A 26,560-nucleotide genomic window follows, 5' to 3' on the forward strand; every position below is an offset into this window, starting at 1 on the left:
CTGCGCAAAAATAGCTATTCTTTTTAGATTTGCATAATGAAGCTTATTTTTTCTTGGTCATTTTATAAAGCAAATAAATAAACCCTGCCAAAAAATGGAAGATAATAACTCTAGCTACTATATATAATGTTACATTTGAACCATCACGCATAGTTGTAAATTTTCTGTAAATTTACATGATTTCTAATCAAATAAATGTTACCAATGTTACACAAAAAAATAATTTTAGTTACCCTACTAGTCAGTTTATTTTTCTGGAATTGCCAAGATAAAAAGCAGAAGGAAATTACGGTAAATGAATCTATTGAAACCTCAATAAATATTGATTATGCCACAGGTTTCAGTATAGAAAACTACGAACAGTACACCATTTTAAACATTAGTAATCCGTGGCCAAATTCCGAAAAAAATTACAGCTATTTATTATTGACAAAAGAGCAGTCAGCGGTCAGTACATTTAATAAGGATGATTACGATGGCATCATTACTATTCCGATCGAAAAAATGGTAGTTACCTCCACAACGCATATTCCAGCTTTAGAGTTATTAGAGGTTGAAAATACATTGATAGGCTTTCCTGGTACTGACTATATTTCTTCGGAAAGAACACGAAAATTAATCGACTCTAAAGCAGTTAGAGAATTAGGGAAAAATGAAGGTATTAATACCGAAGTTTTATTAGAGCTTAATCCAAACGTTGTCGTTGGTTTTGGTATGGATGGCACTAATAAAAGTCTTGAAACTATTAGTAAGTCAGGTATTCCTGTTATTTATAATGGTGACTGGGTAGAAACATCACCTTTAGCAAAAGCAGAATGGATAAAGTTTTTTGGCGTTCTATATAATAAGAGCGAGCAGGCTGACACTGTTTTCAGAAAAATTGAAAGTGATTATTTAGAAGCTAAAAAACTGGCACAAAATGCCACAAATATACCACGTGTTTTAAGTGGCGCCATGCATAAAGATATTTGGTACCTGCCAAGTGGTACTAGTCCAGAAGCACAACTTTTAAAAGATGCTAATGTCAACTATTTATGGCAAAATACAGATAGTAAAGGAAGTTTGGCTTTAAATTTTGAAGCCGTTTATGAGAAAGCTAAAGATGCTGATATTTGGATTAGTCCATCTTATTATGGGTCATACGAGGCTTTAGAAAAAGCAAACGCACATTACACACAATTTGATGCGTTTAAAAACAAAACCATCTATTCATTTGTAAATACAGCAGGCGAAACCGGTGGCGTTACTTATTACGAAATAGGAACTGCTAGACCCGATTTAGTGCTGAAAGATTTAGTAAAAATTGCGCATCCAGAGTTACTTGAAGATTATGAGTCGCAGTTTTTCCATCCATTACAATAACACGATATTTGCAATTAGGTTCTAATCGTCTATGAACACCAAGTTTACATACGCTTTCATATCACTAATTGCCGTGCTAATTGTTTGCTTTTTTGCAAATATTAGTTTGGGATCGGTGTCAATTCCATTGCATGCTATTGTTGATAGTCTGCTAGGCTCATCAGATCACGAATCGTGGCAGTATATTATTCAAAACTACCGCTTACCAAAAGCTTTTACGGCTATTTTGGTCGGTTCTGGTTTAGGGATTTCGGGATTATTAATGCAAACTCTTTTTAGAAATCCACTAGCGGGTCCTTATGTTTTAGGTATTAGTTCTGGTGCCAGTTTAGGTGTGGCTCTTATTATTTTAGGAGCAGGTATTTTTGGTGGCGTATTTGCAACTTTATTAATTTCCAAATGGAGCATTATTATTGCGGCAAGTTTAGGGAGTTTTCTGGTTCTATCGGCTGTTTTACTCGTCTCTTCTAAAGTACGAGATACAATGGCTATCCTAATTATTGGTCTCATGTTTGGAAGCATTACAGCAGCTGTGGTAAGTGTCCTTTCCTACTTCAGTAGTGCAGAGCAATTACAACAATATATTTTCTGGGGTTTTGGTAGCTTGGGTAATTTATCTTGGTACGAATTGGCTATTTTCTTTAGTGTTTATATCGTCGGTTTAATTTTAACCATTTTTTCTATTAAAGCATTAAACTCACTTTTATTAGGCGAAAATTATGCAAAAAGTCTCGGATTAAATCTCAAGAAAAGTCGGTTGATAATTATTTTAGCCACGAGCTTATTGGCAGGAACCATCACAGCATTTGCTGGACCTATTGCCTTTATAGGTTTGGCTATTCCACATATTACACGACAGGTATTTACAACCTCAAATCATAAAATATTATTACCAGCCGTATTTTTATTTGGCGCCATTATTATGCTAATATGTGATAGTATTGCTCAGTTACCAACTAGTGATTATACCTTACCAATTAATGCCATCACTTCATTAATTGGTGCGCCCGTGGTAATTTGGCTTTTGGTACGGAAACGGAAAATGCTTTTTTAAGATGAAAACAGACCAACATATCATCCTTAAAACCGAAAACTTAACAATCGGTTACGCTTCTAAAAAAGTAGAAACAGTTGTAGCTTCTAACATTAATATGGCCTTACAAAAAGGTCAGCTAATCGGTTTAGTGGGTGCTAATGGTATAGGGAAATCTACGCTTTTAAGAACCTTAACTAACGTACAAGCAAAACTATCGGGAACTGTTTATCTAAATGAAAAAAGTTTAGATGCTTACACAAGTTCGGATTTAGCAAAAACCATGAGTTTGGTTTTAACGGAGAAAATAGCTTCTAAAAACTTAACCGTTTTCGAATTAGTTGCGTTAGGTAGACAGCCGTATACAAACTGGGTAGGTAATTTATCGGAAACAGATTTGGAGGTTATAAATCGCGCAATAATCCAAACCAACATCGAAGCGTTAAAAGATAAAAAATGCTTCGAATTAAGCGATGGCCAACTTCAAAAAGCTATGATTGCGCGAGCATTGGCTCAAGATACCGACTTAATAATTTTAGATGAACCAACTACGCATTTGGATATGTATCACAAAGCATACATTTTAAAATTACTCCAAAAATTAGTTAAAGAGACCGATAAAACGATTTTATTTTCGTCCCACGAAATCGATTTAGCTATTCAACTTTGCGATACCATGGTGGTTATGACAAATAATTCAGTTATTACAGATACGCCTAACCATTTAATTGAACAAGGTATTTTTGAAACCCTTTTTCCTAAAGATTTAATTGCTTTCGATAATAAATTGGGTAGTTTTCGGGTGAAGAAGTGAATTTATCATCATTATTTCTTTGCTGAAAGTTCATATATCAAATCTCACTTGTTTTAACTAAAAAATTTATCTTTGATTAAATTCACTTTTTTGAAATGACAGACAGCATTATCCTCATTATTGCCATTCTCCTATCAGCTGCCATTGGCGCTTATATTGGTCTTACTATTTCTAAACTTAAAAATAAAAGTGAAACGAGCACGCTTGAGGAACGAAATAGCAATTTACAGCAACAACTATCTAACAACAAGTTGTCTTTTGAAGAAGAGATAAAAAAGCAAAGTCTTTATTTTAATCAACAAATTAGGGATTTTAAAGACGTATTAGCGAAAACTGAAATCGACCGTGATGGCATTCGAAGAGAAAAAGAGCTTTTAAATTCGGAGTTAGCACGTAGAAATTCAGAATATGAAAACTTGGAGCATCAACTTTTAAAACGTGATGAAGAGTTAATAATTCAACAAGAACAGTTACGAAAAGATTTTGAATTATTAGCAACCAAAATTCTGGATGAAAAGAGTGAGAAATTCACCCTTCAGAATAAAGAAAATATTAAGCAAATACTAAATCCATTGCAAGAGAAAATTCAACTCTTTGAAAAGAAAGTTGAAGATACTCAAAAGGAAAGTATCAGTATGCATTCATCTTTAAAGGAGCAGCTATTAAGCTTAAAAGATTTGAATCTGCAAATGACTAAAGAAACCACCAACCTTACACGCGCTTTAAAAGGCGATAGTAAAATGCAAGGAAACTGGGGTGAATTAGTATTGGAGCGTGTGCTAGAGAAGTCCGGATTGGAAAAAGATCGCGAGTATTTTGTTCAGAAGCATTTTACCCGAGAAGATGGCAGCCGCGTTCTTCCGGATGTGGTTTTACATTTGCCAGATAATAAACGGATGATTATTGATAGTAAAGTTTCTTTAACCGATTACGAACGCTTGGTGAATGCCGAAGATGATGATAGACCTTTATGGTTAAAAGCGCATGTAAACTCTATTAAGCGACACGTAGATCAGCTTTCCGATAAGAAGTACGAAGATTTATACGATATAGAATCCCCTGACTTTGTTTTAATGTTTATTCCCATTGAACCAGCTTTTGCGGTAGCTATAAATGAAGACAACTCACTTTATAATAAAGCTTTCGAAAAAAACATTGTAATTGTTACACCTACAACATTATTAGCTACTTTGCGTACTATTGATACCATGTGGAATAATGAAAAGCAACAGCGAAATGCGTTAGAAATAGCCAAACAAGCGGGTGCACTTTATGATAAGTTTGAAGGTTTAGTGATAGATTTAACAGGTGTTGGTAAAAAAATTGATGCAGCTAAAACGGATTATTCGGCAGCCATGAATAAACTGGTCGATGGAAAAGGAAACATTATTGGACGTGTTGAAAAGCTCAAAAAAATGGGAGCGAAAGCAAAAAAATCTCTGCCAGAGACTATTATAAAACGGGCGCAACTTCAGAACGACGACGATGAATAAAAAACAAAAATAATATGAAAAATTTTTTAATAAAGTCAACAGTTATTATAGCGCTTTTTTTAGTTGCTTTTGGTTGTTTCGCATATTTTGCAACCTATAGTAAAGGTATTAGTGCAGGCGAACTGGTTAAATTCAGTCGAAAAGGTGCCATTATTAAAACCTGGGAAGGGCAAATAAGTCAAGGTGTTTCTGAAGGTCAAATATTTCAATTCTCGGTTAGTAATTCGGAAACGGCCGTTATTGAAGATTTAAAGAGTTTTCAAGGAAAGTACGTGAAACTTCATTATTTTGAGCGCTATATAAATCTCTTTTGGTTGGGAGATACTAAATTTTTTATTACCAAAGTAGAAGAGGATAAAGAACGAAATAATAGGCGCTTTTAATATGAATAAAACTTACAAAACCGTGGCTAGCTCTCAAATTAGCATTGCGGAACTTATGCAACCTTTACACTCCAATTTTGGTGGTAAAATTCATGGTGGTTACATGTTGAGTTTAATGGACCAAATAGCTTATGCCTGCGCTTCTAAACACTCCGAAAACTATTGCGTTACAGCTTCTGTAGACACGGTAGATTTTTTAGAACCTGTAGAAATTGGCGAACTCGTTACCATGAAATCATCCATTAACTTTGTGGGAAAAACGTCTATGGTTGTTGGCATTCGTGTAGAGGCTGAAAATATTAGAACCGGACTTGTTAAACATTGCAACTCTTCATATTTCACAATGGTCGCAAAAGATGATGTTGGAAAATCTATTCCCGTGCCTGGTCTTGTTTTATCTACTTTAGAAGAAGTGAAACGCTTTTTAAAAGCTATTGAACGTAATTATACCAAAAGAAATAGACGAATTGAATTTAGTAGCGAGGATTTTGTTTTGGATCATTACTTAAAAGAACTTGAAGGTTATAATATTAAGTTAGATTTATAATCCCTTTCTTGACTGCTTAACTGCAATCATTCTTACCTCTTTATTTTTAATCATTTGGTTATTTCAATAAAATAATCGATATTTGATTATTCCGCAATTACGGAATAATTAAATATATTCCTTTTTAACGGAATATTTTAGTTTATTCCTTTTTTACAGAATACTTTAACTTCTTTAAGGATTCAAGTATTTAGTACTAGAATTACATTTTAGATACTTAAGAAATAAAACTTATGATAAGTGTTATAACAGGCGATATTATTAAGTCCAAACATGTGAAACCTACTATATGGTTATCACAACTTAAAGACGCTTTAACCTTTTTACAACCTGATGAGAATTTATGGGAAATATACCGAGGTGATAGTTTTCAAATAGAATTTAATAATCCGCAAGACATCTTTTTACACGCCACGTACATCAAAGCCTGTATTAAAATGATAAAAGGTTTAGATGTTCGAATGGCAATTGGTATGGGTGCTAAAACCTATCAAGGTACATCTGTAACCGAATCCAACGGCGAAGCTTTTCAGTTTTCTGGTGAAACATTAGAAAACCTGAAAAAGGAAAAATTGAATTTAAAAATAAAAACGGCAAACCCTAATCTGGATAGAGACCTCAATTTATACATTAAATTAGCTTTAATCAGCATGGATAATTGGACGACAAACTCTGCCGAAATTGTAAAAATGCATATTGAAAATCCAAAAAGCATTCAAACAGATCTTGCTCAACGCATCGGTATCAGTCAAGATGCTATTAGCAAACGTGTAAAACGCGCAAACCTTGAAGAAATATTAGAACTTAACACACTGTGTAATATTAAAATAACTAACTTGTAGTATGATTCTACTAGTAAAATTAGTGTTAGCACATTTAATTGGTGACTTTATTATTCAACCAAAGTCTTGGGTAAAGAATAAAGAGAAAAAGAAACTTAAATCGCCTAAACTATATTTACATGTGGGCATTCATATTGCCTTATTATTTCTTATTGTTTGGGATGTATCCTATTGGCCATTATTACTCATAATTGGTGCTTTACATTTTATAATCGATGCTTTGAAACTGCTATTTCAAACGAAGAGAACCAAACGTCGGTGGTTTTTTATTGATCAGCTATTACATATTATCAGCATTTTTGCTGCGTATTTCCTTTATAGAGATATGATGTTCTCAACGGCCGATTTCCCCACAGAAACTGCCTTGCTCCTACTAACCTGTTTGCTTTTTTTAACGGTACCAGTATCTATTATTATGCAAGCCATTTTCAGCAAATGGAATATTGAAAAACTAACTAAAGGCAACGAATCGCTTAAAGATGCTGGTAAATACATTGGTATCCTGGAGCGTATTTTAGTATTCATTTTTATTATAATGGATCATTGGGAAGCTGTTGGGTTTTTAATTACGGCTAAGTCGGTTTTTAGGTTTGGCGATTTAAAAGAAAGTAAACAAAGAAAACTCACCGAATATATTCTAATTGGCACCCTAATCAGCTTCGGAATAGCGATTGTAACAGGCGTTGTATTTCGATTTCTAATGTAAATCAAAATAAGCTACAAAAAAACCATCAGAAAACATCTGATGGTTTTTTATTACTACATGAGCAATTAGCCTTTAAAATAACAGCATTACTACCCTTTTATTTACTTAAGTACATTTTACGTCGGGCGTATAAGTTATAAAACTCATCATCTTTTAAGTCATCAATAAATAAAATACTTTCGCCCGTACTCTTCATTTCAGGACCTAGTTGTTTGTTAACATTGTGAAACTTATCAAAAGAAAACACAGGTTGTTTTATAGCGTAACCTTCTAATCTCGGTTTAAAGTCAAAATCGGTTACCTTATTAACCCCCAGCATCACTTTTGTTGCATAATTCACATATGGTTCACCATAAGCTTTTGCAATAAAAGGAACCGTTCTAGAGGCTCTAGGATTGGCTTCAATAATATAAACAACATCGTCTTTAATTGCGAATTGTACATTAATTAAACCAACCGTATTTAATGCTAATGCAATTTTTTTTGTATGATCTTTTATTTGCTGCAGTACCAAATCACCTAAATTAAAAGGAGGCAAGACACCGTTACTATCTCCTGAATGGATTCCGCAAGGTTCAATATGCTCCATGATTCCGATAATATAAACGTTCTCACCATCACAAATAGCATCCGCTTCCGCTTCAATAGCGCCATCTAAATAACGATCTAATAGTAATTTATTATCAGGCATTTGGCGTAATAAATCCACAACATGCTCTTCTAATTCATCCTTATTAATTACAATTTTCATGCCTTGACCTCCTAACACATAGGAAGGTCTTACCAAGATTGGGAAGTCTAAAACATCTGCAATTGCCAAAGCTTCATCGGCATTGGTTGCCACATCAAATTCTGGATAAGGAATATTATTTTCTTTTAAAATAGTTGAAAAACTACCTCTATCTTCAGCTAAATCTAAAGACTTATAAGTTGTACCAATAATTTTAATTCCGTAGCGATCTAATTTTTCAGCTAATTTAAGTGCCGTTTGGCCACCTAGCTGAACAATCACACCTTCTGGTTTTTCATGACGAATAATGTCGTAAATATGTTCCCAGAAAACCGGTTCGAAATATAGTTTATCGGAAATATCAAAGTCCGTTGAAACCGTTTCTGGATTACAGTTAATCATGATGGTTTCGTAACCACATTCTGCAGCCGCTAAAACACCGTGAACACAACAATAATCGAACTCGATACCTTGACCAATTCTATTTGGTCCCGATCCTAATACAATGATTTTCTTTTTATCGGAAACAACACTTTCATTAGATGGCGCTATTTCGCCATTTGATAATTCTACTTCGTTTTCAAATGTAGAGTAGTAATAAGGTGTTTGCGCTTCAAATTCTGCCGCACACGTATCTACTAATTTATAAACACGCTTTATTTTAAATTCCTCTCTTTTCGTGTATACTTGACTTTCCAAACAATTTAGCATGTGCGCTATTTGTCTGTCGCCATAACCTTTTTGTTTCGCTTCAAGTAATAAATCACGCTCTATATTTTCAATTGAAAAAGTAGAAATCTCTTTTTCTAAATAATGTAACTCTTCATATTGCTTTAAGAACCACATGTCGATTTTAGTAATTTCGTGAATGCGACTCAATGGAATACCCATTTGAATAGCGTCATAAATTACAAATACACGATCCCAGCTCGCGAAGGTTAATTTCTCAATAATCTGATCGTAATCTTTATAACCTTTCCCGTCGGCACCTAAACCATTTCGTTTAATCTCCAAGGATTGTGTCGCTTTATGCAACGCTTCTTGGAACGACCGGCCGATAGCCATAACCTCACCAACAGATTTCATTTGAAGACCTAAAGTTCTATCAGAACCTTCAAACTTATCAAAATTCCATCGCGGTATTTTCACCACAACATAATCAAGCGTTGGTTCAAATAAGGCCGAAGTAGAACCTGTAATTTGATTGGTTAATTCATCTAAATTATAACCAATAGCTAATTTTGAAGCCACTTTAGCAATAGGATAACCAGTTGCTTTGCTCGCTAATGCCGAAGAACGAGATACACGCGGGTTAATTTCAATAGCGATAATATCCTCGTTTTCATCTGGACTTACGGCAAATTGGACATTACAACCACCAGCGAAATCGCCAATACTACGCATCATATGAATTGCCATATCACGCATTCGTTGAAACGTTTTATCCGATAAAGTCATAGCCGGCGCCACCGTAATGGAATCGCCAGTATGAATTCCCATCGGATCCATATTTTCAATAGTACATATAATAACAACGTTATCGTTTTTATCACGTAATAACTCTAACTCAAATTCTTTCCAGCCTAAAAGTGCTTTATCTATCATAACTTCATGAATTGGCGAAATTTCCAATCCACGTGTTAATAACTCATCAAAATCTTCTTCTTTATAAACTATAGATGCACCTGCGCCACCTAATGTATAAGACGCTCTAATTACCAATGGAAAACCAAATTCTTGAGCAATTTCCTTACCTTTTAAGTAAGACGTTGCTGTAGCTTGTGGCGCCATTGGAACACCTATTTTCAACATGAGTTCGCGAAACTTCTCACGATCTTCTGTAATATTAATCGCGTCGATATCAACACCAATTAACTTTACATTAAAATCGTCCCAAATACCTTTTTCTTCTGCTTCAATCGCTAAATTTAATGCAGTTTGTCCACCCATAGTAGGTAAAACGGCATCAATTTGTGGATGTTCATTTAGAATTTTAATAAGGGATTTTGTGGTAAGTGGCAACAAATAAACATGATCCGCCATAGAAGGATCGGTCATGATAGTTGCTGGGTTGGAATTAATAAGAATTGTTTCAATTCCATCCTCTCTTAAAGAACGTAGCGCCTGAGTTCCAGCGTAATCAAATTCGCAAGCTTGACCAATAACGATCGGGCCTGAACCTATAAGCAGTACGGATTTTATGTTTTTGTTTTTAGGCATGTTGTGTGTTTTTTTTTGCAAAAGTAGTTAACGAATAGGTATAAAAAAAGGCGTTACCGCAAAGCAACACCTAATTATATTAACAATTGTTAATTCATTATTTTTTATGACTTAATTCAGAAGATACAGATATTTTCTTTCTTCCTTTAGCTCTTCTACGAGCAAGGACTTTTCTTCCATTTACACTAGCCATTCTTTCTCTGAAGCCATGCTTGTTTTTTCTTTTTCTCTTTGACGGCTGAAATGTTCTTTTGCTCATTACTTATATCTTTAAAATCTTCTTAAATATCTTTAACCTTATTTTAGGTTCTAAACCCTAAAACTGCGTGCAAATATACAAACCCTTTTTTATTTAACAAACCTTATTTTAAAAAAAATTTATAGATAAATTTTTAGTTTCTTTGTTATCCTTAAAAAAGGCAAAAAAATGCATAAAAATTTAACAACTATTCTTCTACTGTTCACGGCTTTAAGTAATGTAATACAAGCACAAACACAACTGCAATATAACTTAAAAACTGGAGATAGTATTCATGTTCATCAAAAAGCAAATCAACTTATAACGCAAGATAGCGATGAAACAACTCATGAAATGACTAATATTTTAGAAAGCACGTTTGTTTTTACGGTCAAAACCGTCACAGATAGCTCCTATATTTTAGATTTTTCATATAAACATTTTAAATTAGAATCAACTTCCAATTTATATGGCGTAATGATATCTGTGGATACCGCTGCTCCCATTGAAGAAAGTGATATGGAAGGTCAAATTTTCAAGGGATTAACAAAAGCCAAACTTAAAGTCGAGTTTTTAAAAAGCGGTGATATTATTAGCATTCGTGGTACAACACGCATGATAAATAACATGATGGAAGGCGTGGGGATTGAAGATGAATTCACCAAACAAATTATGATTGAAGAAATGAAGAAAGAATTTGGTAGCAAAAGTCTTTCTGATAGTTTTGAGCAATTCACTTATATCTACCCTACAAAAAAAGTAGCTATTGGCGACTCATGGAAAAACACATATTCTGGAGATATAGCAGCGGAAAACACCTGGGTTTTAACCAGTACCAATCCAAATATTAGCTTGATTGGTAGCGCAAACATTACATTGCATACCGAAGAGGACAATTATAATATGATTTTAGAAGGCATAAAAAAGACCAATGTTTCAGCCGATAAAAAAAGTGGCTTTGTAAAAACAATGACTGTGACTTCTAAAACTCAAGGTAACGCTGTATCTTTGCAAAATAATTCGGTAAAAATACCAACAACTATAAATTCTAATACAACCTATAAAACCAAACTTTATGTACAATAAAATTATAAAATTAATTATTGCTATAGGCATTATTGCATTTGCTGTTTATCAATTTATTGAAGGCAATATTGGAAATGGTATTATGTACATCCTTCTATCGACCATATTTATATTTTTATATTTTAAAAACGAATTTATCTTATTAGCTTTTTTAAGACTTCGAAAGCAAGATTTCGTAGGTGCTAAAAAATGGCTAGATAAAATTAAAAACCCGAGTAGTGCTCTAGTAAAAAAGCAGGAAGGATATTATTACTATCTTCACGGTATCATGGTTTCGCAATCTAATATGAATGAAGCCGAAAAGCATTTTAAAAAGGCTATTTCTTTAGGATTATCTATGGATCATGATTTAGCGATGGCCAAACTAAATTTAGCCGGAATAGCGTTTACAAAACGCCGTAAAAATGAAGCTAAATTATTACTTGGCGAAGCGCAGAAATTGGACAAGCGTAATATGTTAGCTGATCAGATTAAAATGATGAAAGATAATATGAAGCGTGCTCAAGGCCCGAATCAACATTACGGTCAGAACCAAGCACGTGGTAAAAGACGATAAGTTACAATAACGGAGACCATAATCTACTATAAGATTCTTTTAGTTTACAGTATTTAGAACGTTTTTGCCAACTTTCTAATGAGAGCTCTTCACTATTTAAAATATCATCTAGAAATAGATCTTTGAGTTCTACACTAGTCTCTTTATTATAAATAAGCGCATTTATCTCAAAGTTTATATTGAAGCTTCGGTAATCTAGATTGGAAGTTCCAATGGTGGAAAATAAATCGTCTACAACCATTGTTTTAGCATGGATAAACCCTTTTGTATAGCGATACACTCTTACCTCTGCTTCCAATAAGCGCTCTAAATACGAATTAGTAGCATATTTGGCTATCCAAGAATCCGATTCCTTTGGAATAAGCAAACGCACATCAATACCGCTTTTTGCTGCCACTTGCAATGCGGTAACTATTTCATCGTTTGGAATAAAATAAGGCGTTGTAACATACACATAATTTTCTGCCGTATTAATTGCAACAAACATAGCTTCCATGATGTTTGCCCAGTCGGTATCTGGCCCGCTAGCAGCAATTTGCACCGCTTTTGTAGTTTGCACATCCGAATTAGGAAATAGTTCTACCGAAATATCACAACTTGAGTTGGATACAAAATCCCATGTCATTAAAAAATGAACTTGCAACGGTTTTAATGCTTCACCTACAATACGCAAATGTGTATCGCGCCAGTATGTTGTGTCATCTTTGTAATTCACATAAGCATCAGCAATATTAATACCACCCACATATCCTATTTCACCATCGATTATGGCTATTTTTCGATGATTTCGATAATTCATCTTTCCTGTAAAATTCGGAAATAAAACAGGCATAAACGCATAGAATTCAACGCCATTATCTTTCAATCTTCTTTTAGTTTTCCATGAAATTTTACTTCCAACATCATCAAATGTCAAGCGAACTTTGATACCTTCAGAAGCTTTTTCACATAAAATATCAATAAGCTTTGTACCAATATGATCATCTTTTAAAATATAGTATTCCAAATGAATATGATGCTTGGCTTGCTTTAAATCTTCAAAAAGCAACTTAAATTTCTCTTTACCGTTTTTTATAATTTGAAGTTCATTTTTAAGTGTTACTGGCGTGTTTTTATTGTTATTCATCAACTTAACCAGCTTCATTTTCGTATCGAGAAACTCATCTAGTTTATGCAACTGACTTTTACTCAATTTATATTCCCGATCAAGTTTTTGAACGACATTTTTATTGAGAACATTCTTTCTATTAAAAATTTTATTCTTACGATATTCTTGACCGAAAAAATAATAAACAATCAATCCTAAATAAGGAAAAACCACTAAAACCATTATATATGATAAAGTTTTAGTGGGATTTATATTTTTAAATAATATCGTCGTTACTGCAGAAATTACGAGTATGTAATTTAAAACAATAACGAAAACCCAAATATTGTCTTTTAAAAAATCAATCATTAAGGTTTTGTGGCGTAATAACCGTCTTGCGGAATTTCAATAAAATACTGCTTTCTAGTTCTATTATTTAAATGTGGTTCACGCAACCACGGATTGTGAATTTTTAAAATCTTATAGTTAATTTTGAAATTTTGAGCAAAAGTAGCAAAATCGGTTACAGCAGTATCGACAGCAACCTTGTATGTTGGTATATTTTTATACAAATCTTTATCTCTAAAGTTAAAACCATATTTATCAGCATTTGATAAAATTTCTTTTAAAGCTACTATTCTAAACATATAACGACCAGTTTCTTCCCCTAAAAGCAAATCGTAATAATCAGTAACTTTTTGTTCGCTTAAACGTCTAGAAATACCTGACATACCAGCATTATAACCAGCGGCTGCTAAAGTCCATGATCCTAGTTTTTCTTTGGATTTCTTCAAATAATCACAAGCTACTTCTGTGGCCAATTCTAAATTATAACGTTCATCCACATTGTCATTAACTTCCAAACCATATTCACGAGCGGTAGCTGGCATTATTTGCCATACACCTCTTGCTCCTGCTGGCGAAACGGCGTTAGTTAAACCACTTTCAATAACGGCTAGGTATTTAAAATCGTCTGGTACACCATGTTTAGCTAAAATAGGTTCTATAATAGGAAAATATTTTTTAGCACGTTTAAACATGAGTAAACCATTGGATTGCCAATAGGTATTTACCAATAACTCCCGATCCATGCGTTCGTAAACATCAGGGTCGTTTAACGGCATATCTTCACCCGCAAAATTTAAATCCATTGGAATTTGAAGGGCATAAACATTATAGTCGTTTATAAGATTTTTCTCAAAATTCTCATCCGTCGGCACGTTCTGTTGTGCAAAAATAAATAGGATGGTTAAACTTAACAACCCCACTAATACTAGTGCTTTCTTTATCATTTTCATTTCTGTAAGTTTTGGTTTAAAGTTATAAAAAATATCAATATGATTGACTAGAACCCTCTAAAATAAGTTTTGGTAAATGAGCGTTAAACCAACGGTATTTACTTATCACCATAACATGCGTACCATTCTCTACTTTTATACAGTTTTTAATGTATTTATAAGGAAAAACACTATCATTAGTTCCGTGAATATGTATAATATCTTTTATGGGCTCTAATTGATCCCAATTAATCATTTCTTTTATGGCCCAATCAAGATATTGTGTATCTGTTACAGACAGGTATTTTTTATATAATTCCACACGGTGCGTAAGCGTCTCACCAAAAGCATATTTAGACAACATATCCATATTATTAACCAAGGACGTTGGCGCTAGCTTGTAAGCCTTTGTAACACGCATTAGCATCATTCGTCTTGGCATTTCTTTGTAGCTTTTAACACTTGAAATTATTATTAACCGCCTCAATGTGATTAACTTACTCATTTCCTGAACAATTACACCTCCAAATGAAACTCCGATTAAAGCCACGTTTTTATGTTTAATTTCTTTAGTTAAACGAAAAGCATATGCCTTTAGCGTTTCGTTTTCTTCAGGAATTAACCATTTTAACCAATGAACTTTAAATTGACTTTCCGGAAGCTTTATATGCTCGAAAATTGTTGGGTTTGCAGCCATACCAGGCATGAAATACACATGTACTATATCTTGATTCATAAGCTATTAAACCTTATTACACTCATAATGACAATAATTTTTCGTAAATTTGCATTGCAAAACTATATAAAAATAGTTGCTACTCCCTATAATTCCCTTGAATAAAAAAATATTATGACAGAAGAACATGTACTCATTGACAATGATTTTTTACGCCAATTTGAATTAAAAATGGACGATCAACTTGCGATAATTGAATATTCGCTTCAGGAACGCAAAATATTTTTAACCAAACTGATTATTCCGGAAGAAATCTCTACTGAAGCTTTTCAAAACGAGTTTATAAAAACCGTGTTTGAAAACATTGAAGAACGTAATTTAAGCGTTGTTCCAACTAGTCCAGAAATAGCTAAATTTATTAAAAAAAATAGGCAATACAGAAGCATGTTACCAGTCGGTGTGCGTATTTAATGATGAATTGATTTTAAGGTATTCGTTTTATGAATAAATCATTGCATTAAACGATGCCATAACAATTAAATAAAAAAGGCGTACTTTTATTACTAAAGTACGCCTTTTTTAGTTTTACAATTTAAAAATATTATTTATTTTACAACAATTTCACCAAGCTTATATTATTAATTAATGATTTAGTTTCTTCACTAGCTTTTAATAAAAACACCCTATTTACAAACATCTTTTTAGAGAAAATAAAAACGGTATCTTATTTTTTTACACAATATTATAGCTTTAGTTTTACAGCTGATTAATTGAAACTTCAAGATTACAAATGAACTACCGCCTCGTAATATTTCTACTTCTTATTGGTTGCTCTCAAAAAAAACAGCAATTTTCAGATGTGTTTCGCTATAACGAGCATAAAAACATCAGTTCATTAGATCCTGCATTCTCTAAAGATCTGGCGGATATTTGGGCCACCAATCAATTATTTAATGGATTAGTAGAAATGGACGATAGCTTAAATGTCAAGCCAAGCATTGCTAGAAATTGGACCATAACAGATAGTGCTAAAACATATACCTTCACTTTACGTAAAGATGTATATTTCCATAAACATGCATTACTTGGTAAAGATTCCACAAGAGCAGTATCGGCTTTCGATTTTGAATATAGCTTAAACCGATTAAAAGATAAACAAATTGCATCGCCAGGAAGCTGGGTTCTAAATAAGGTTTCAGACTTCCGCGCGATTAATGATTCCATTTTTGAAATAAAACTCACACAGCCATTTCCTGCCTTTTTAGGTTTATTAACAATGAAATATTGCTCCGTCGTTCCTAAAGAAGTAGTAGAACATTACGGAACCGACTTCAGAGCAAACCCAATTGGCACAGGTCCATTTAAGTTTCAGCGCTGGGAAGAAAACTTAAAGCTCGTTTTTAGAAGAAATAATAATTATTTTGAAGAAGATGCATCAGGAAGTAAATTACCTTATCTAGAGGCTGTGGCCATTACATTTCTTCCTGATAAACAAAGTGAATTCTTACAGTTTGCACAAGGAAACATAGATTATGTTTCTGGTTTAGATGCTTCTTATAAAGATGAAATTTTAACAGCAAACGGACAACTTCGTGATTTATACACAGAAGATGTCAATATGATTCGTGGCCCGTATCTAAACACTGAATATTTGGCTTTTTTAATGGATTCTGATGTTTCTGAAATACAGTCAGAATACATACGAAAAGCAGTTAATTATGGTTTTGATCGTGAAAAAATGATGATTTACCTCCGAAACGGCGTTGGTATTCCGGCTCATGGTGGCTTTATACCTAAAGGCTTGCCTGGTTACAGCGAATTGTCTGGGTTTAATTATCAACCTCAAAAAGCGAAGGAATTAGTCAATCAATATAAATTAGAAACTGGTAATGAAACTCCAGAAATCACTTTAACAACAACTAGTAACTATTTGAGTTTTTGCGAATATATTCAGCGTGAACTTCAAAAAACAGGTTTAATCGTTAATGTAAGTGTGGTTCCAGCGTCCAGTTTAAAAGACTCTAAAGCCAATGGTCAATTAGATATGTTTAGAGCCAGCTGGGTGGCCGATTATCCCGATGCCGAGAATTACTTATCTCTTTATTACAGTAAAAACTTCGCTCCCGATGGTCCAAATTACTCACATTATAAAAATGAACAATTCGATAGTTGGTACGAGCAGGCGTTTACGGAAACCAATACCCTTAGAAGAGAAGCACTTTACTCTAAAATGGATAGTTTAGTTATGACATCTGCACCGGTTGTTCCTATGTTTTATGATGAAGTTGTAAGATTTACCAGAAAAAATATTTCAGGATTAGGTATTAACCCTATTAATTTATTGGATTTAAAACGGGTGAAGAAAATAGATTAAATCTGTCATTAAGAGAGCACAAAACCTCCAGGGTTTAAAAACCTATGAGGTTCATATCAAAATTCTAGACAAATGAAGCTTATTCGCGTCTAAATCTTTTAGTTTCCTAAAAACCATGTTTTATAGTGGCAATTTCGGTAACGATTAGCATCTATATCGTATTTGCTTATTATGATGATAAACTACTATTTTAAAGTAAAAATTGAAGGTTTAGAAATTAATACTATAAACATATTAGAATTAAGACCTGTTATAAACATTTTTTTATACCTCTTGTTTTTCTAATAACTTATGCTCGTCCTCCTTCTCATTTATAATTCCAAATACCACAAAATACAGCCCTAATCCATAAAGGAACATTATAAAAAAATCTTGAAATTGCAAATCAAATTTAAACGTTTTAATAGCCATCATGCCTTCACAAATTGAATATGAAAAAACTCCAAAAAGTACATAAAAGTAACTTTTTTTATTAAATACATCCTTTCTTAAATAAGCAAGCTGAAACATTAATAATGTTAAAAAAAAGGTTATTAATGCAGGAATAAAAAAGCTTTTAAGATCATTTAAAAGAAGTGCCGTAAAAAAGATAATGTAACAAAATAGTAAAACTGCTAAAGGGATTAATCTTGAAATTCTGTATTCTTTTCTATGAGAAAATTTTAAACAGAAAAATATTTTTCCAAGTGAAAAAACGAATAGACTTATGCTTACAAAAATAAGGTTTGTGTTGTTTATTATAAGTAGATCTCCAACAAAAAAACTTATTAAGGCTAAAAACATCCACAATTGCTTTCTTTTATTATTCCCTGTTTTATTAAAAATATAATACACTAACAAAAGCAATAATATAAAAGGTTTAGAAAATAGTCTAAACGGAAATGGGGGCAAATTCAATTTTACAAGTATGTCAATTAAAAGCATTGAAAAATACAACAATGCAAATAGTTTATGATTAGAAAAGAGTTGCTTAATCATCACTCTATATTTATAAATACAGGTAAAAGTAACAAACTAATCGGTAAAAATTGTTTGCTTTAATATAATAATATCTTAAAGAGATTAAACTCTATTCCCTTCTAAACTTTTTAGTTTCCTCAAACACATGTTCTAAAATAGCAGAATCTTGCTCGGTAAATTCTATTTCCCTGCGAGACATAACCACTTCTGCTACCTCAAAAGCTTTTTTGGTTAAATAAGTTGTGAAGCCTTTACTGCCTCCCCAAGAAAAACTTGGTACGAAATTTCTTGGAAATCCACTTCCAAAAATATTTGCACTCACACCAATTACTGTTCCGGTATTAAACATGGTATTAATACCGCACTTACTGTGGTCTCCCATCATGAGTCCACAAAACTGTAAACCTGTTTTGGCAAAACCTTCGGTTTCGTAATCCCAAAGACGTACTTCGGTATAATTATTTTTTAAATTGGAATTATTAGTGTCCGCTCCTAAATTACACCATTCTCCTATTACAGAATTTCCTAAAAAGCCATCGTGGCCTTTATTAGAATAACCAAATATAACGGAATTATTAACCTCTCCTCCTACTTTACTATGAGGCCCAATTGTAGTAGGACCATAAATTTTAGCGCCCATTTTTACGGTAGCATGATCACATAAGGCAAAAGGTCCACGAATAAAGCTACCTTCCATTATCTCGGCATTCTTGCCAATATAAATAGGGCCATTTTCAGCATTTAATGAGCAGAAAGGCAATTTAGCACCTTCTTCAATAAAAATGTTTGCTCTGTTGAAAACTATTGTTTTTTCTGGTATTTCTTCAGACTGTCTGCCATTTGTTATCAAATCAAAATCGTCTTGGATGGCTTCACCATTTTTAGAGAAAATATCCCAAGTGTTTGCAACTTTTAAAAGTGCTTCGTTGTATTCAATAGCTTCATATGCATCAAAATCGACTTCTTCTTGAGAATCTGTCGTAAAAAATGCAATTACATCTTCACCTTTAAAAATAGCCTGATTCTCTTGCAAATCTTTAATCATAGCCACCAATTCGTGGTTAGGGCAATATGATGCGTTAATCATCACGTTCTGCTCCATTTCAACCATCGGGTATTTTTCCGATAAGTAATCTTCGGTAACAGTTGTTGTAGTATAATCTAGATAGGCTTCCCATTTTTCACGAATCGTTAAAATACCAATTCGGATATCGGCAACAGGGCGTGTAAATGTAAAAGGCAACAAATTATTGCGCGACGGACCATCAAAAAGGATATAATTCATGATAAAAGCTTTTTTGTAAAAATAAAAAAAGCCTTTCAATAGTTGAAAGGCTTTTAGAAATATATTTTAGGCTAAACTTATTTTTTGAATTTAGCGTATTTCGTTTTAAACTTGTCAATACGTCCTGCAGTATCTATCAGTTTAGACTTCCCTGTGTAAAAAGGATGTGACGTTCTTGAGATTTCCATTTTAACCAACGGATAATCAACACCTTCCACCTCTAAAGTTTCGTTCGTGTTTGCTGTAGATTTTGTTAAAAATACGTCTTCGTTAGACATGTCTTTAAATGCTACTACTCTATAATTTTCTGGATGTATATCTTTTTTCATCGCTAAATGCTTTAATATCTTACTTTTTCGAGGTGCAAATTTAATCAATTTTAATAACTATGCAACAGTTTTTCGATATATTTATAATAACTTTTATTGTAACGTTTTTATATATTTGTTTACTAACAGTAACAACCAATTTAAACTTATCAAAAATTATGGAAACAAACACAAAATCTAATTCAATTAATTACGGCCTTTATTTAGGTGGTATCCTTGCATTATTAACCGCTCTCGCTTATGCAGTAAATCTAGACTTATTTACAAAATGGTGGTTTGGTGTGGCGGTCATGCTTGTTGTAGTAGCTTTAGGAGTCCTTTCATCAATTAAGTCTAAAGCTTTGTTGAATGGATTTATTACTTTTAAAGGCGCTTTTTCGGCATATTTTATAACAGTTGCCATTGGTTTAGTTATTAGCTCTGTTGTAGGTTTTGTTATTTTTAACATTGTTGATCCTGATGCTGCTAACGTTTTACAAGAAAAAGTTATTGAAGCACAAGTGGAAATGATGCGTGGCTTTGGCACTCCAGATGAAGCTATTGCAGGAATTGTTGAAGAAATGGAAAAACAGGAAAATCTGTATTCTTTAAAAAACATCTTACAAGGTTTAGCCTTTCAATTAATTGGTTATAGCGTTGTAGGACTTATTGCTGCTTTGATTGTGAAAAAAGAACCAATAGAAGCTTAAATAATTTCGTTACTTTTGGTGTTTCAAACATGAAATTAAATACATGAATATATCAGTAGTCATACCACTACTTAACGAAAAGGAATCATTAATAGAACTTCATGATTGGATTGCAAATGTTATGCAATCCAATCATTTTTCTTATGAAATCCTATTTATAGATGACGGTAGTACCGATGGCTCATGGGAAACCATTCAACAGTTATCCCAAAAAAATAATGCCGTAAAGGGCATTCAGTTTTTACGGAATTTCGGAAAATCACAGGCCTTACACGCAGGTTTTGACAAAGCACAAGGCGATGTTATAATTACTATGGATGCCGACCTTCAAGATAACCCTGAAGAAATCCCCGAACTTTATAATATGATTGTTTCTAACGGCTACGATATGGTTTCGGGCTGGAAGAAAAAACGTTACGATTCGGTAATTTCTAAAAACATACCCTCTAAATTATTTAATTGGGCAGCTAGAAAAACATCAGGCGTAAAACTAAATGATTTTAATTGTGGACTAAAAGCTTATCATCAAAATGTGGTTAAAAACATTGATGTAAATGGCGAAATGCACCGTTATATTCCAGTTTTAGCTAAAAATGCTGGTTTTTCAAATATCGGCGAAAAAGTGGTTCAACACCAAGCCAGAAAATATGGCGAAACCAAATTTGGAATGGAGCGTTTTATTAATGGTTTTCTGGATTTAATTACTATTTGGTTTATTTCACGCTTTGGCAGGCAGCCTATGCATTTATTCGGAACTTTAGGTTTTATTATGCTGGCCATAGGATTTGCCTTCTCTATTTATCTGGGAATAGACAAATTATTTTTAACACCTCACGGCCGATTAATAACTGATAAACCCCAATTTTATATAGCTTTGGTCACCATGATAATGGGAACACAATTTTTTGTAGCTGGCTTTTTGGGTGAAATTATTTTACGTACTAAAGAAAACCGCCAACGCTACCTAATTAAAGATAATATATAAAGCTTACCTCCTATTTTTTTGAATTCGTACCTTTGTACGCTATTTTACAATTTCTATGATACAAATTAAACCTGAATTATTAGCTAGAGTTAACAAGTGGTTAACGCCTACTTTTGATACAGAAACACAAGATTATATAAAAAAATTAATCGCCAACAATCCGTCAGAACTTCAAGAAGCTTTTTACAAGAATTTAGAATTTGGAACTGGTGGTATGCGCGGCATTATGGGTGTTGGAACCAATCGTATTAATAAATATACATTAGGAAAAAACACACAAGGTTTAAGCAATTATTTAAAAAAAAGTTTTCCTGACGAAACTATAAAAGTGGCTATTGCTTTCGACTGTCGACATAATAGTCAATCGTTGGCCAAGTTAGTTGCCGATGTATTTTCATCAAATGATATTGAAGTTTATCTTTTTGAAGAATTACGTCCAACTCCAGAGTTATCCTTCACATTAAAACATTTAAACTGTCATTGTGGTATTGTGCTAACGGCCTCGCACAATCCTCCAGAATACAACGGATTTAAAGTGTATTGGCAAGATGGCGGTCAATTAGTTCCACCTCAAGACGCGGAAATAATTGCTGAAATTAATCGCTTGGAATATTCTGAAATTAAATTTGAAGCGAAGAATTTATTAATTCATTATATAGGTAAAGAAGTAGATACAGTGTTTATTGATGCTTCAGTAAAAAATGGTAGTTTTAATACAGACCAAAAAGCAAAAGATAACCTTAATATTGTTTTTACCTCATTGCACGGCACATCTATTACTATTATTCCAGAAACCTTAAAACGCGCTGGCTATAATCAAGTTCATATTGTTGAAGAACAAGCTAAACCGGATGGTGATTTCCCAACGGTTAAATCTCCAAACCCAGAAGAGCCAGAAGCCTTAAAAATGGCTTTAGCATTAGCTGATAAAGTCAAAGCCGATATTGTTATTGGAACTGACCCAGATAGCGATCGTATTGGAATAGCTGTAAGAGATTTAGACAACCACATGATTATACTAAATGGTAACCAATCCATGATCATAATGACAGCGTTTTTATTAAAACAATGGAAAAAAGAAGATAAAATAAAAGGTGAAGAATTTATTGGTTCTACCATTGTTTCCACACCAATGATGACGGTATTAGCAAACGCTTATAAAGTTGAATGTAAAATTGGTTTGACAGGCTTTAAGTGGATTGCTAAAATGATTAAAGATTTTCCAGAGCTCGATTTTATTGGTGGTGGCGAGGAAAGTTTCGGTTTTATGGTTGGCGATTTTGTTCGCGATAAAGATGCTGTAACCGCTACCCTACTGGCCTGCGAAATTGCTGCCCAAGCAAAAGCTGAAGGAAGCTCTTTATATGAAGAGTTAATTAATCTTTATACAGAGCATGGTTTTTACAAGGAACGTTTAATCTCTATCACTAAAAAAGGAATTCAAGGCGCGCAAGAAATCAAACAAATGATGGTTGAAGCGCGCGAAAATCCTTTAAAAATAGTTAATGGATCGAAAGTAGTGAAAATTGAAGATTATCAATTATCAGAAACTAAACACATTGAAACAGGCGAAACAGAACCGATTTTAGTTCCAAAATCCAATGTCCTTATTTATTATACCAATGATGGAAGCCAAATAGCCTTGAGGCCAAGTGGAACCGAACCAAAAGTAAAATATTACTTAAGCGTCCAAGCAACTTTAGACAATGCTTCTAACTTTACGGCTACAGAAAAAGCTTTAGAAGCAAAAATTGATGCCATTATAAATGATATGAATATTACAGAATGAAAAAAATTATACATCAATTAAGTCCTTTCATTAAGAAGTTTAAGATGCATGTTTTCTTAAATATCTTTTTCAATTTACTTTATGCGCTATTTAGCTCCTTGGCATTTATTGCTTTAATACCCATGTTAAATGTGTTATTCGATAAAACGACTATTGTTACAGAAGCACCCGTATGGACAGGTATTGGAGGTTTAAAAGATTACGGTCAAGATTTCCTGAATTACCACGTTAGCGGTTATTTGGTGGATGGCAACGCGCAAATGGCATTAGTAATCGTTATAGCTATCGTAATTTCAACCTTTCTACTTAAAAACATCTTTGGCTATCTTGCCATGCAGCACGTTATGTATTTAAGGAATGGGGTTTTAACGGACTTACGAAAAGACATGTATCAGAAAATAATTCAATTGCCATTAAGCTTTTATTCTAAAAGGCAAAAGGGAGATGTTATGGCACGAATTCTAGGAGATATTAACGAAATGCAAAACTCCTTCTTTATCATTTTAGAGCTCATTGTTAGAGAGCCTTTAACTATCGTATTTTCATTAGCGCTAATGTTTACTATTAGCTGGGAATTATCAGTTTTTGTATTGTGCTTCATTCCTTTGGCTGGTTTTTTAATTTCAAGAATAGGAAAAAGTTTAAAAGGTAACTCATTAAAAGCTCAACAAGAATCGGGTAAATTAATTTCGATTGTTGAAGAATCTTTGACTGGTTTAAAAATTGTAAAGAGTTATAATGCTGAACCAATTTTTACAAATAATTTTACAAATTCAGCAGATAGAATTTTAAGATTATCAAATAAAATTGGTGTCAAAAATAATTTAGCAGGCCCTGTTAGTGAAGTATTAGGTATTGCAACCATAGCCGTTTTATTATGGTATGGTGGTAAATTAGTTTTAATCGATGGATCTATTGAAGGCACTACGTTTATTGCTTTTATGGGACTTGCTTACGCTATTTTAACACCTGCAAAAGCCATTAGTAAAGCAAGTTATAAGGTAAAAAATGGAATGGCCGCTGCCGATCGTGTTTTCGAAATCTTACATGAAGACGACAATATGCAGGATAATCCTGACGCCATAGAATTCGAGGATTTTAAAAATAATGTATCCATTAATAATATTTCATTTAAATATGATAACGATCTCGTACTAAAAAACTTCAGTTTTCAAGTAGAAAAAGGTGAAACCGTGGCACTTGTTGGACAATCTGGAAGTGGAAAAAGTACGATTGCTAATTTAGTAACGCGTTTTTACGATGTTAATGAAGGCAACATAACTATTGATGGGATAGATATTAAAAACATGACGAAAAAGTCTCTACGCGACCTCATGGGACTAGTAACGCAAGATTCAATACTATTTAATGATTCAATAAAAAACAATATTTTAATTGGTAAACCAGACGCAACTGATACTGAAATTATCGAGGCATTAAAAATTGCCAATGCTTGGGAATTTGTTCAAGAATTACCAAATGGGATCGAAACCAATGTTGGTGATGCCGGAAATAATTTTTCTGGAGGCCAAAAACAACGTTTAAGTATTGCGCGGGCAGTTCTTAAAAACCCACCTATTATGATTCTGGATGAAGCTACATCAGCTTTAGATACCGAAAGCGAACGTTTAGTGCAAATTGCATTAGAGAATATGATGAAAAACAGAACTTCCATTGTTATTGCACATAGATTGTCCACGATTCAAAATGCCGATCTTATTGTGGTTATGAAACATGGTGAAATTGTTGAGCAAGGCGCTCACACAGAATTAATGGCTAAAAACGGAACCTACCGCCGATTGGTGGATATGCAGAGTTTTGAGTAGAAAAATTTAAGAAAAGAGATACTAAAACGCCTTGCTTATAGATAATAGACAGTTCCAAATACGTCCTTTTATACACATAATTTTTTATTATCTTAACTGCCACTGTTTACCGAGACTATTAACTTAATACTTTATTTAAAAGTTTCATTAAACTTTTTCACCTTCAACTAGTCTAAAATTTAAACCGATTTGTGAATACCGAAACCCAATTAATTGCCAATTTAAAGTCAGAAAGCAAACGTGAGGTTGCTTTTAATGAACTGGTTGCGCAATATAAAGAGCGTTTGTATTGGCATATTCGCCATATGGTAAAATCGCATGACGACACAGACGATGTATTGCAAAATACATTCATTAAAGTTTATAGAAATATTAAAAACTTTAAAGGCGACAGTAAGTTGTTCTCTTGGATGTACCGAATTGCAACAAACGAAGCAATTACATTTATAAATAATCGCGCTAAACAAATGCAAATAAGTAATGAAGAAGTTCAGGATTTGGCAATAGCAAATTTGCAAGCAGACATTTATTTTGAAGGTGAGGAAATCCAGATAAAGCTACAACGAGCTATAGCAACTTTACCAGAAAAACAACAACTCGTTTTTAATATGAGATATTTTCAGGAATTAAAATATAAGGATATGGCTGAAATATTAGATACAAGTGAAGGCGCCTTAAAGTCTTCCTATCATATTGCCTCAAAAAAAGTAGAAGCCTTTGTATTGAACGATTAAACCTTTTCAAGAAACTGAAGTCCAAAGAGTAATGAAAAACAGGAAATTACATACTAACAAAGAATCAGGTTTTAAAACACCAGATTCTTATTTCAAGGATTTTGAAGAAACTCTTTTGAGTGAACTTGTGCTTAAGGAAAAATGTAAAACATCTGGTTTTAATGTCCCTGATGATTATTTTAAAAACTTTGAAACATCTAACCGCGACACGGTTTTGGAGGAAAAGAAAGAAACGAAAGTTATTCCTTTGTTTTCTAAAAAAACAACTTGGTACGCCGCAAGTGCCGCTGCAATAGCCATTTTACTGATTAGTTTGCCAGACTTTAAAGAATCCGTTAGTTTTTCATCTCTAGACAATGATAGTATTGAAAACTATATACTTTCCAATGATTATGAAGCATCAGATTTCAATAACTTAATTACTGATCCATCAGCTTTTGAAAACGCTATATATAACGAAACCTTGAGCGATGTATCTTTAGAAAGTTATTTATACTACAACTCCGATTTAGAAGATCTTAATTAAGATTAAAAATACA

General features: G+C 33.2%; 26 protein-coding genes. 18 read left to right on the top strand and 8 right to left on the bottom strand.

Annotation, left to right across the window (positions count from 1 at the left end; genetic code table 11):
- The first annotated feature begins 204 nt into the window (after nt 1–204).
- From BZARG_RS05320 to BZARG_RS05355, 8 genes are all read left to right on the top strand, one after another.
- Nucleotides 205–1,362 (top strand): ABC transporter substrate-binding protein, encoded by a 1,158-nt coding sequence (locus BZARG_RS05320; RefSeq protein WP_008636079.1) that lies wholly within the window; start codon nt 205–207, stop codon nt 1,360–1,362.
- Nucleotides 1,363–1,393: 31 nt separating this feature from the next.
- Entirely contained in the window at nt 1,394–2,416 is a 1,023-nt protein-coding gene (locus tag BZARG_RS05325; protein ID WP_008636197.1) for a FecCD family ABC transporter permease, read from the top strand.
- Between the two features lies 1 nt (nt 2,417).
- Nucleotides 2,418–3,209 carry an ABC transporter ATP-binding protein gene (locus BZARG_RS05330; RefSeq protein WP_008636195.1) on the top strand — a complete coding sequence of 264 codons (792 nt, stop codon included), beginning with the start codon at nt 2,418–2,420 and terminating at the stop codon, nt 3,207–3,209.
- Between the two features lie 95 nt (nt 3,210–3,304).
- Nucleotides 3,305–4,702, top strand: a complete 1,398-nt coding sequence (gene rmuC, locus BZARG_RS05335; RefSeq protein ID WP_008636243.1) for a DNA recombination protein RmuC — start codon at nt 3,305–3,307, stop codon at nt 4,700–4,702.
- A gap of 14 nt (nt 4,703–4,716) precedes the next feature.
- Nucleotides 4,717–5,085, top strand: coding sequence for a hypothetical protein (locus BZARG_RS05340; RefSeq protein ID WP_008636145.1), 369 nt, complete (start codon nt 4,717–4,719; stop codon nt 5,083–5,085).
- Nucleotide 5,086: 1 nt separating this feature from the next.
- Nucleotides 5,087–5,632, top strand: coding sequence for an acyl-CoA thioesterase (locus BZARG_RS05345; RefSeq protein ID WP_008636129.1), 546 nt, complete (start codon nt 5,087–5,089; stop codon nt 5,630–5,632).
- Between the two features lie 233 nt (nt 5,633–5,865).
- On the top strand, nt 5,866–6,474 hold the full coding sequence (locus BZARG_RS05350; RefSeq protein ID WP_008636173.1) for a hypothetical protein: 609 nt from the start codon (nt 5,866–5,868) through the stop codon (nt 6,472–6,474).
- 1 nt (nt 6,475) lies between these two features.
- The gene (locus BZARG_RS05355) at nt 6,476–7,180 is read left to right on the top strand and encodes a DUF3307 domain-containing protein (RefSeq protein WP_008636112.1); all 705 of its coding nucleotides are present in this window, start codon (nt 6,476–6,478) and stop codon (nt 7,178–7,180) included.
- 97 nt (nt 7,181–7,277) lie between these two features.
- Here BZARG_RS05355 and carB read toward each other — a convergent pair whose 3' ends face one another.
- Both carB and rpmH read right to left on the bottom strand, forming a co-directional pair.
- A complete protein-coding gene (gene carB, locus BZARG_RS05360; RefSeq protein ID WP_008636207.1) occupies nt 7,278–10,130 on the bottom strand; it encodes a carbamoyl-phosphate synthase large subunit in 2,853 nt (950 codons plus the stop codon).
- 97 nt (nt 10,131–10,227) lie between these two features.
- On the bottom strand, nt 10,228–10,389 hold the full coding sequence (rpmH, locus tag BZARG_RS05365; RefSeq protein ID WP_040288045.1) for a 50S ribosomal protein L34: 162 nt from the start codon (nt 10,387–10,389) through the stop codon (nt 10,228–10,230).
- A gap of 168 nt (nt 10,390–10,557) precedes the next feature.
- Here rpmH and BZARG_RS05370 point away from each other — a divergent pair, with 168 nt between their 5' ends.
- Nucleotides 10,558–11,454, top strand: coding sequence for a DUF6263 family protein (locus BZARG_RS05370; RefSeq protein WP_008636114.1), 897 nt, complete (start codon nt 10,558–10,560; stop codon nt 11,452–11,454).
- On the top strand, nt 11,444–12,010 hold the full coding sequence (locus BZARG_RS05375) for a membrane protein (RefSeq protein ID WP_008636082.1): 567 nt from the start codon (nt 11,444–11,446) through the stop codon (nt 12,008–12,010). Before BZARG_RS05370 ends, BZARG_RS05375 begins: the two co-directional genes overlap by 11 nt.
- 1 nt (nt 12,011) lies before the next feature.
- Here BZARG_RS05375 and cls read toward each other — a convergent pair whose 3' ends face one another.
- The 3 genes from cls to BZARG_RS05390 are packed head-to-tail and all read right to left on the bottom strand — an operon-like array spanning nt 12,012 to nt 15,110.
- Nucleotides 12,012–13,466, bottom strand: coding sequence for a cardiolipin synthase (gene cls, locus BZARG_RS05380; RefSeq protein WP_008636224.1), 1,455 nt, complete (start codon nt 13,464–13,466; stop codon nt 12,012–12,014).
- Entirely contained in the window at nt 13,466–14,395 is a 930-nt protein-coding gene (locus BZARG_RS05385; RefSeq protein ID WP_008636235.1) for a lytic transglycosylase domain-containing protein, read from the bottom strand. The genes cls and BZARG_RS05385 overlap by 1 nt, the downstream gene beginning before the upstream one ends.
- A 34-nt stretch (nt 14,396–14,429) precedes the next feature.
- A complete protein-coding gene (locus tag BZARG_RS05390) occupies nt 14,430–15,110 on the bottom strand; it encodes a hypothetical protein (protein WP_008636218.1) in 681 nt (226 codons plus the stop codon).
- 114 nt (nt 15,111–15,224) lie between these two features.
- On the opposite strand from BZARG_RS05390, the gene BZARG_RS05395 reads away from it, so the two are divergent.
- Nucleotides 15,225–15,521 (top strand): N-acetyltransferase, encoded by a 297-nt coding sequence (locus BZARG_RS05395; RefSeq protein ID WP_008636104.1) that lies wholly within the window; start codon nt 15,225–15,227, stop codon nt 15,519–15,521.
- Between the two features lie 319 nt (nt 15,522–15,840).
- Nucleotides 15,841–17,424 carry an ABC transporter substrate-binding protein gene (locus BZARG_RS05400; protein ID WP_008636113.1) on the top strand — a complete coding sequence of 528 codons (1,584 nt, stop codon included), beginning with the start codon at nt 15,841–15,843 and terminating at the stop codon, nt 17,422–17,424.
- Nucleotides 17,425–17,688: 264 nt separating this feature from the next.
- On the opposite strand, the gene BZARG_RS05405 is transcribed toward BZARG_RS05400, so the two are convergent.
- The 3 genes from BZARG_RS05405 to BZARG_RS05415 form a co-directional block, all read right to left on the bottom strand.
- Nucleotides 17,689–18,402 (bottom strand): lysoplasmalogenase family protein, encoded by a 714-nt coding sequence (locus tag BZARG_RS05405; protein ID WP_008636121.1) that lies wholly within the window; start codon nt 18,400–18,402, stop codon nt 17,689–17,691.
- Nucleotides 18,403–18,493: 91 nt separating this feature from the next.
- Nucleotides 18,494–19,669 (bottom strand): GlmU family protein, encoded by a 1,176-nt coding sequence (locus tag BZARG_RS05410; protein ID WP_008636177.1) that lies wholly within the window; start codon nt 19,667–19,669, stop codon nt 18,494–18,496.
- A 77-nt stretch (nt 19,670–19,746) separates the two neighbouring features.
- On the bottom strand, nt 19,747–19,998 hold the full coding sequence (locus tag BZARG_RS05415; RefSeq protein WP_008636196.1) for a type B 50S ribosomal protein L31: 252 nt from the start codon (nt 19,996–19,998) through the stop codon (nt 19,747–19,749).
- Between the two features lie 158 nt (nt 19,999–20,156).
- Here BZARG_RS05415 and BZARG_RS05420 point away from each other — a divergent pair, with 158 nt between their 5' ends.
- The 6 genes from BZARG_RS05420 to BZARG_RS05445 all read left to right on the top strand — a co-directional run bounded on the left by BZARG_RS05420 (nt 20,157) and on the right by BZARG_RS05445 (nt 26,547).
- Nucleotides 20,157–20,687 carry a DUF4199 domain-containing protein gene (locus tag BZARG_RS05420; protein ID WP_008636249.1) on the top strand — a complete coding sequence of 177 codons (531 nt, stop codon included), beginning with the start codon at nt 20,157–20,159 and terminating at the stop codon, nt 20,685–20,687.
- Nucleotides 20,688–20,730: 43 nt separating this feature from the next.
- Nucleotides 20,731–21,672, top strand: coding sequence for a glycosyltransferase family 2 protein (locus tag BZARG_RS05425; protein ID WP_008636108.1), 942 nt, complete (start codon nt 20,731–20,733; stop codon nt 21,670–21,672).
- 55 nt (nt 21,673–21,727) lie between these two features.
- Complete coding sequence (locus BZARG_RS05430; RefSeq protein WP_008636143.1) at nt 21,728–23,461, top strand: phospho-sugar mutase; 1,734 nt, start codon at nt 21,728–21,730, stop codon at nt 23,459–23,461.
- Nucleotides 23,458–25,287 carry an ABC transporter ATP-binding protein gene (locus tag BZARG_RS05435; RefSeq protein WP_040288046.1) on the top strand — a complete coding sequence of 610 codons (1,830 nt, stop codon included), beginning with the start codon at nt 23,458–23,460 and terminating at the stop codon, nt 25,285–25,287. The genes BZARG_RS05430 and BZARG_RS05435 overlap by 4 nt, the downstream gene beginning before the upstream one ends.
- Nucleotides 25,288–25,478: 191 nt before the next feature.
- Nucleotides 25,479–26,021: an RNA polymerase sigma factor gene (locus tag BZARG_RS05440; RefSeq protein WP_008636259.1), complete on the top strand. Its 543-nt coding sequence runs from the start codon at nt 25,479–25,481 to the stop codon at nt 26,019–26,021.
- A gap of 31 nt (nt 26,022–26,052) precedes the next feature.
- Nucleotides 26,053–26,547: a hypothetical protein gene (locus BZARG_RS05445; protein ID WP_008636226.1), complete on the top strand. Its 495-nt coding sequence runs from the start codon at nt 26,053–26,055 to the stop codon at nt 26,545–26,547.
- Nucleotides 26,548–26,560 lie beyond the last annotated feature (13 nt).

The organism is Bizionia argentinensis JUB59 (genome assembly GCF_000224335.1).
In the GTDB taxonomy this organism is placed as follows: Bacteria; Bacteroidota; Bacteroidia; order Flavobacteriales; family Flavobacteriaceae; genus Algorimicrobium; species Algorimicrobium argentinense.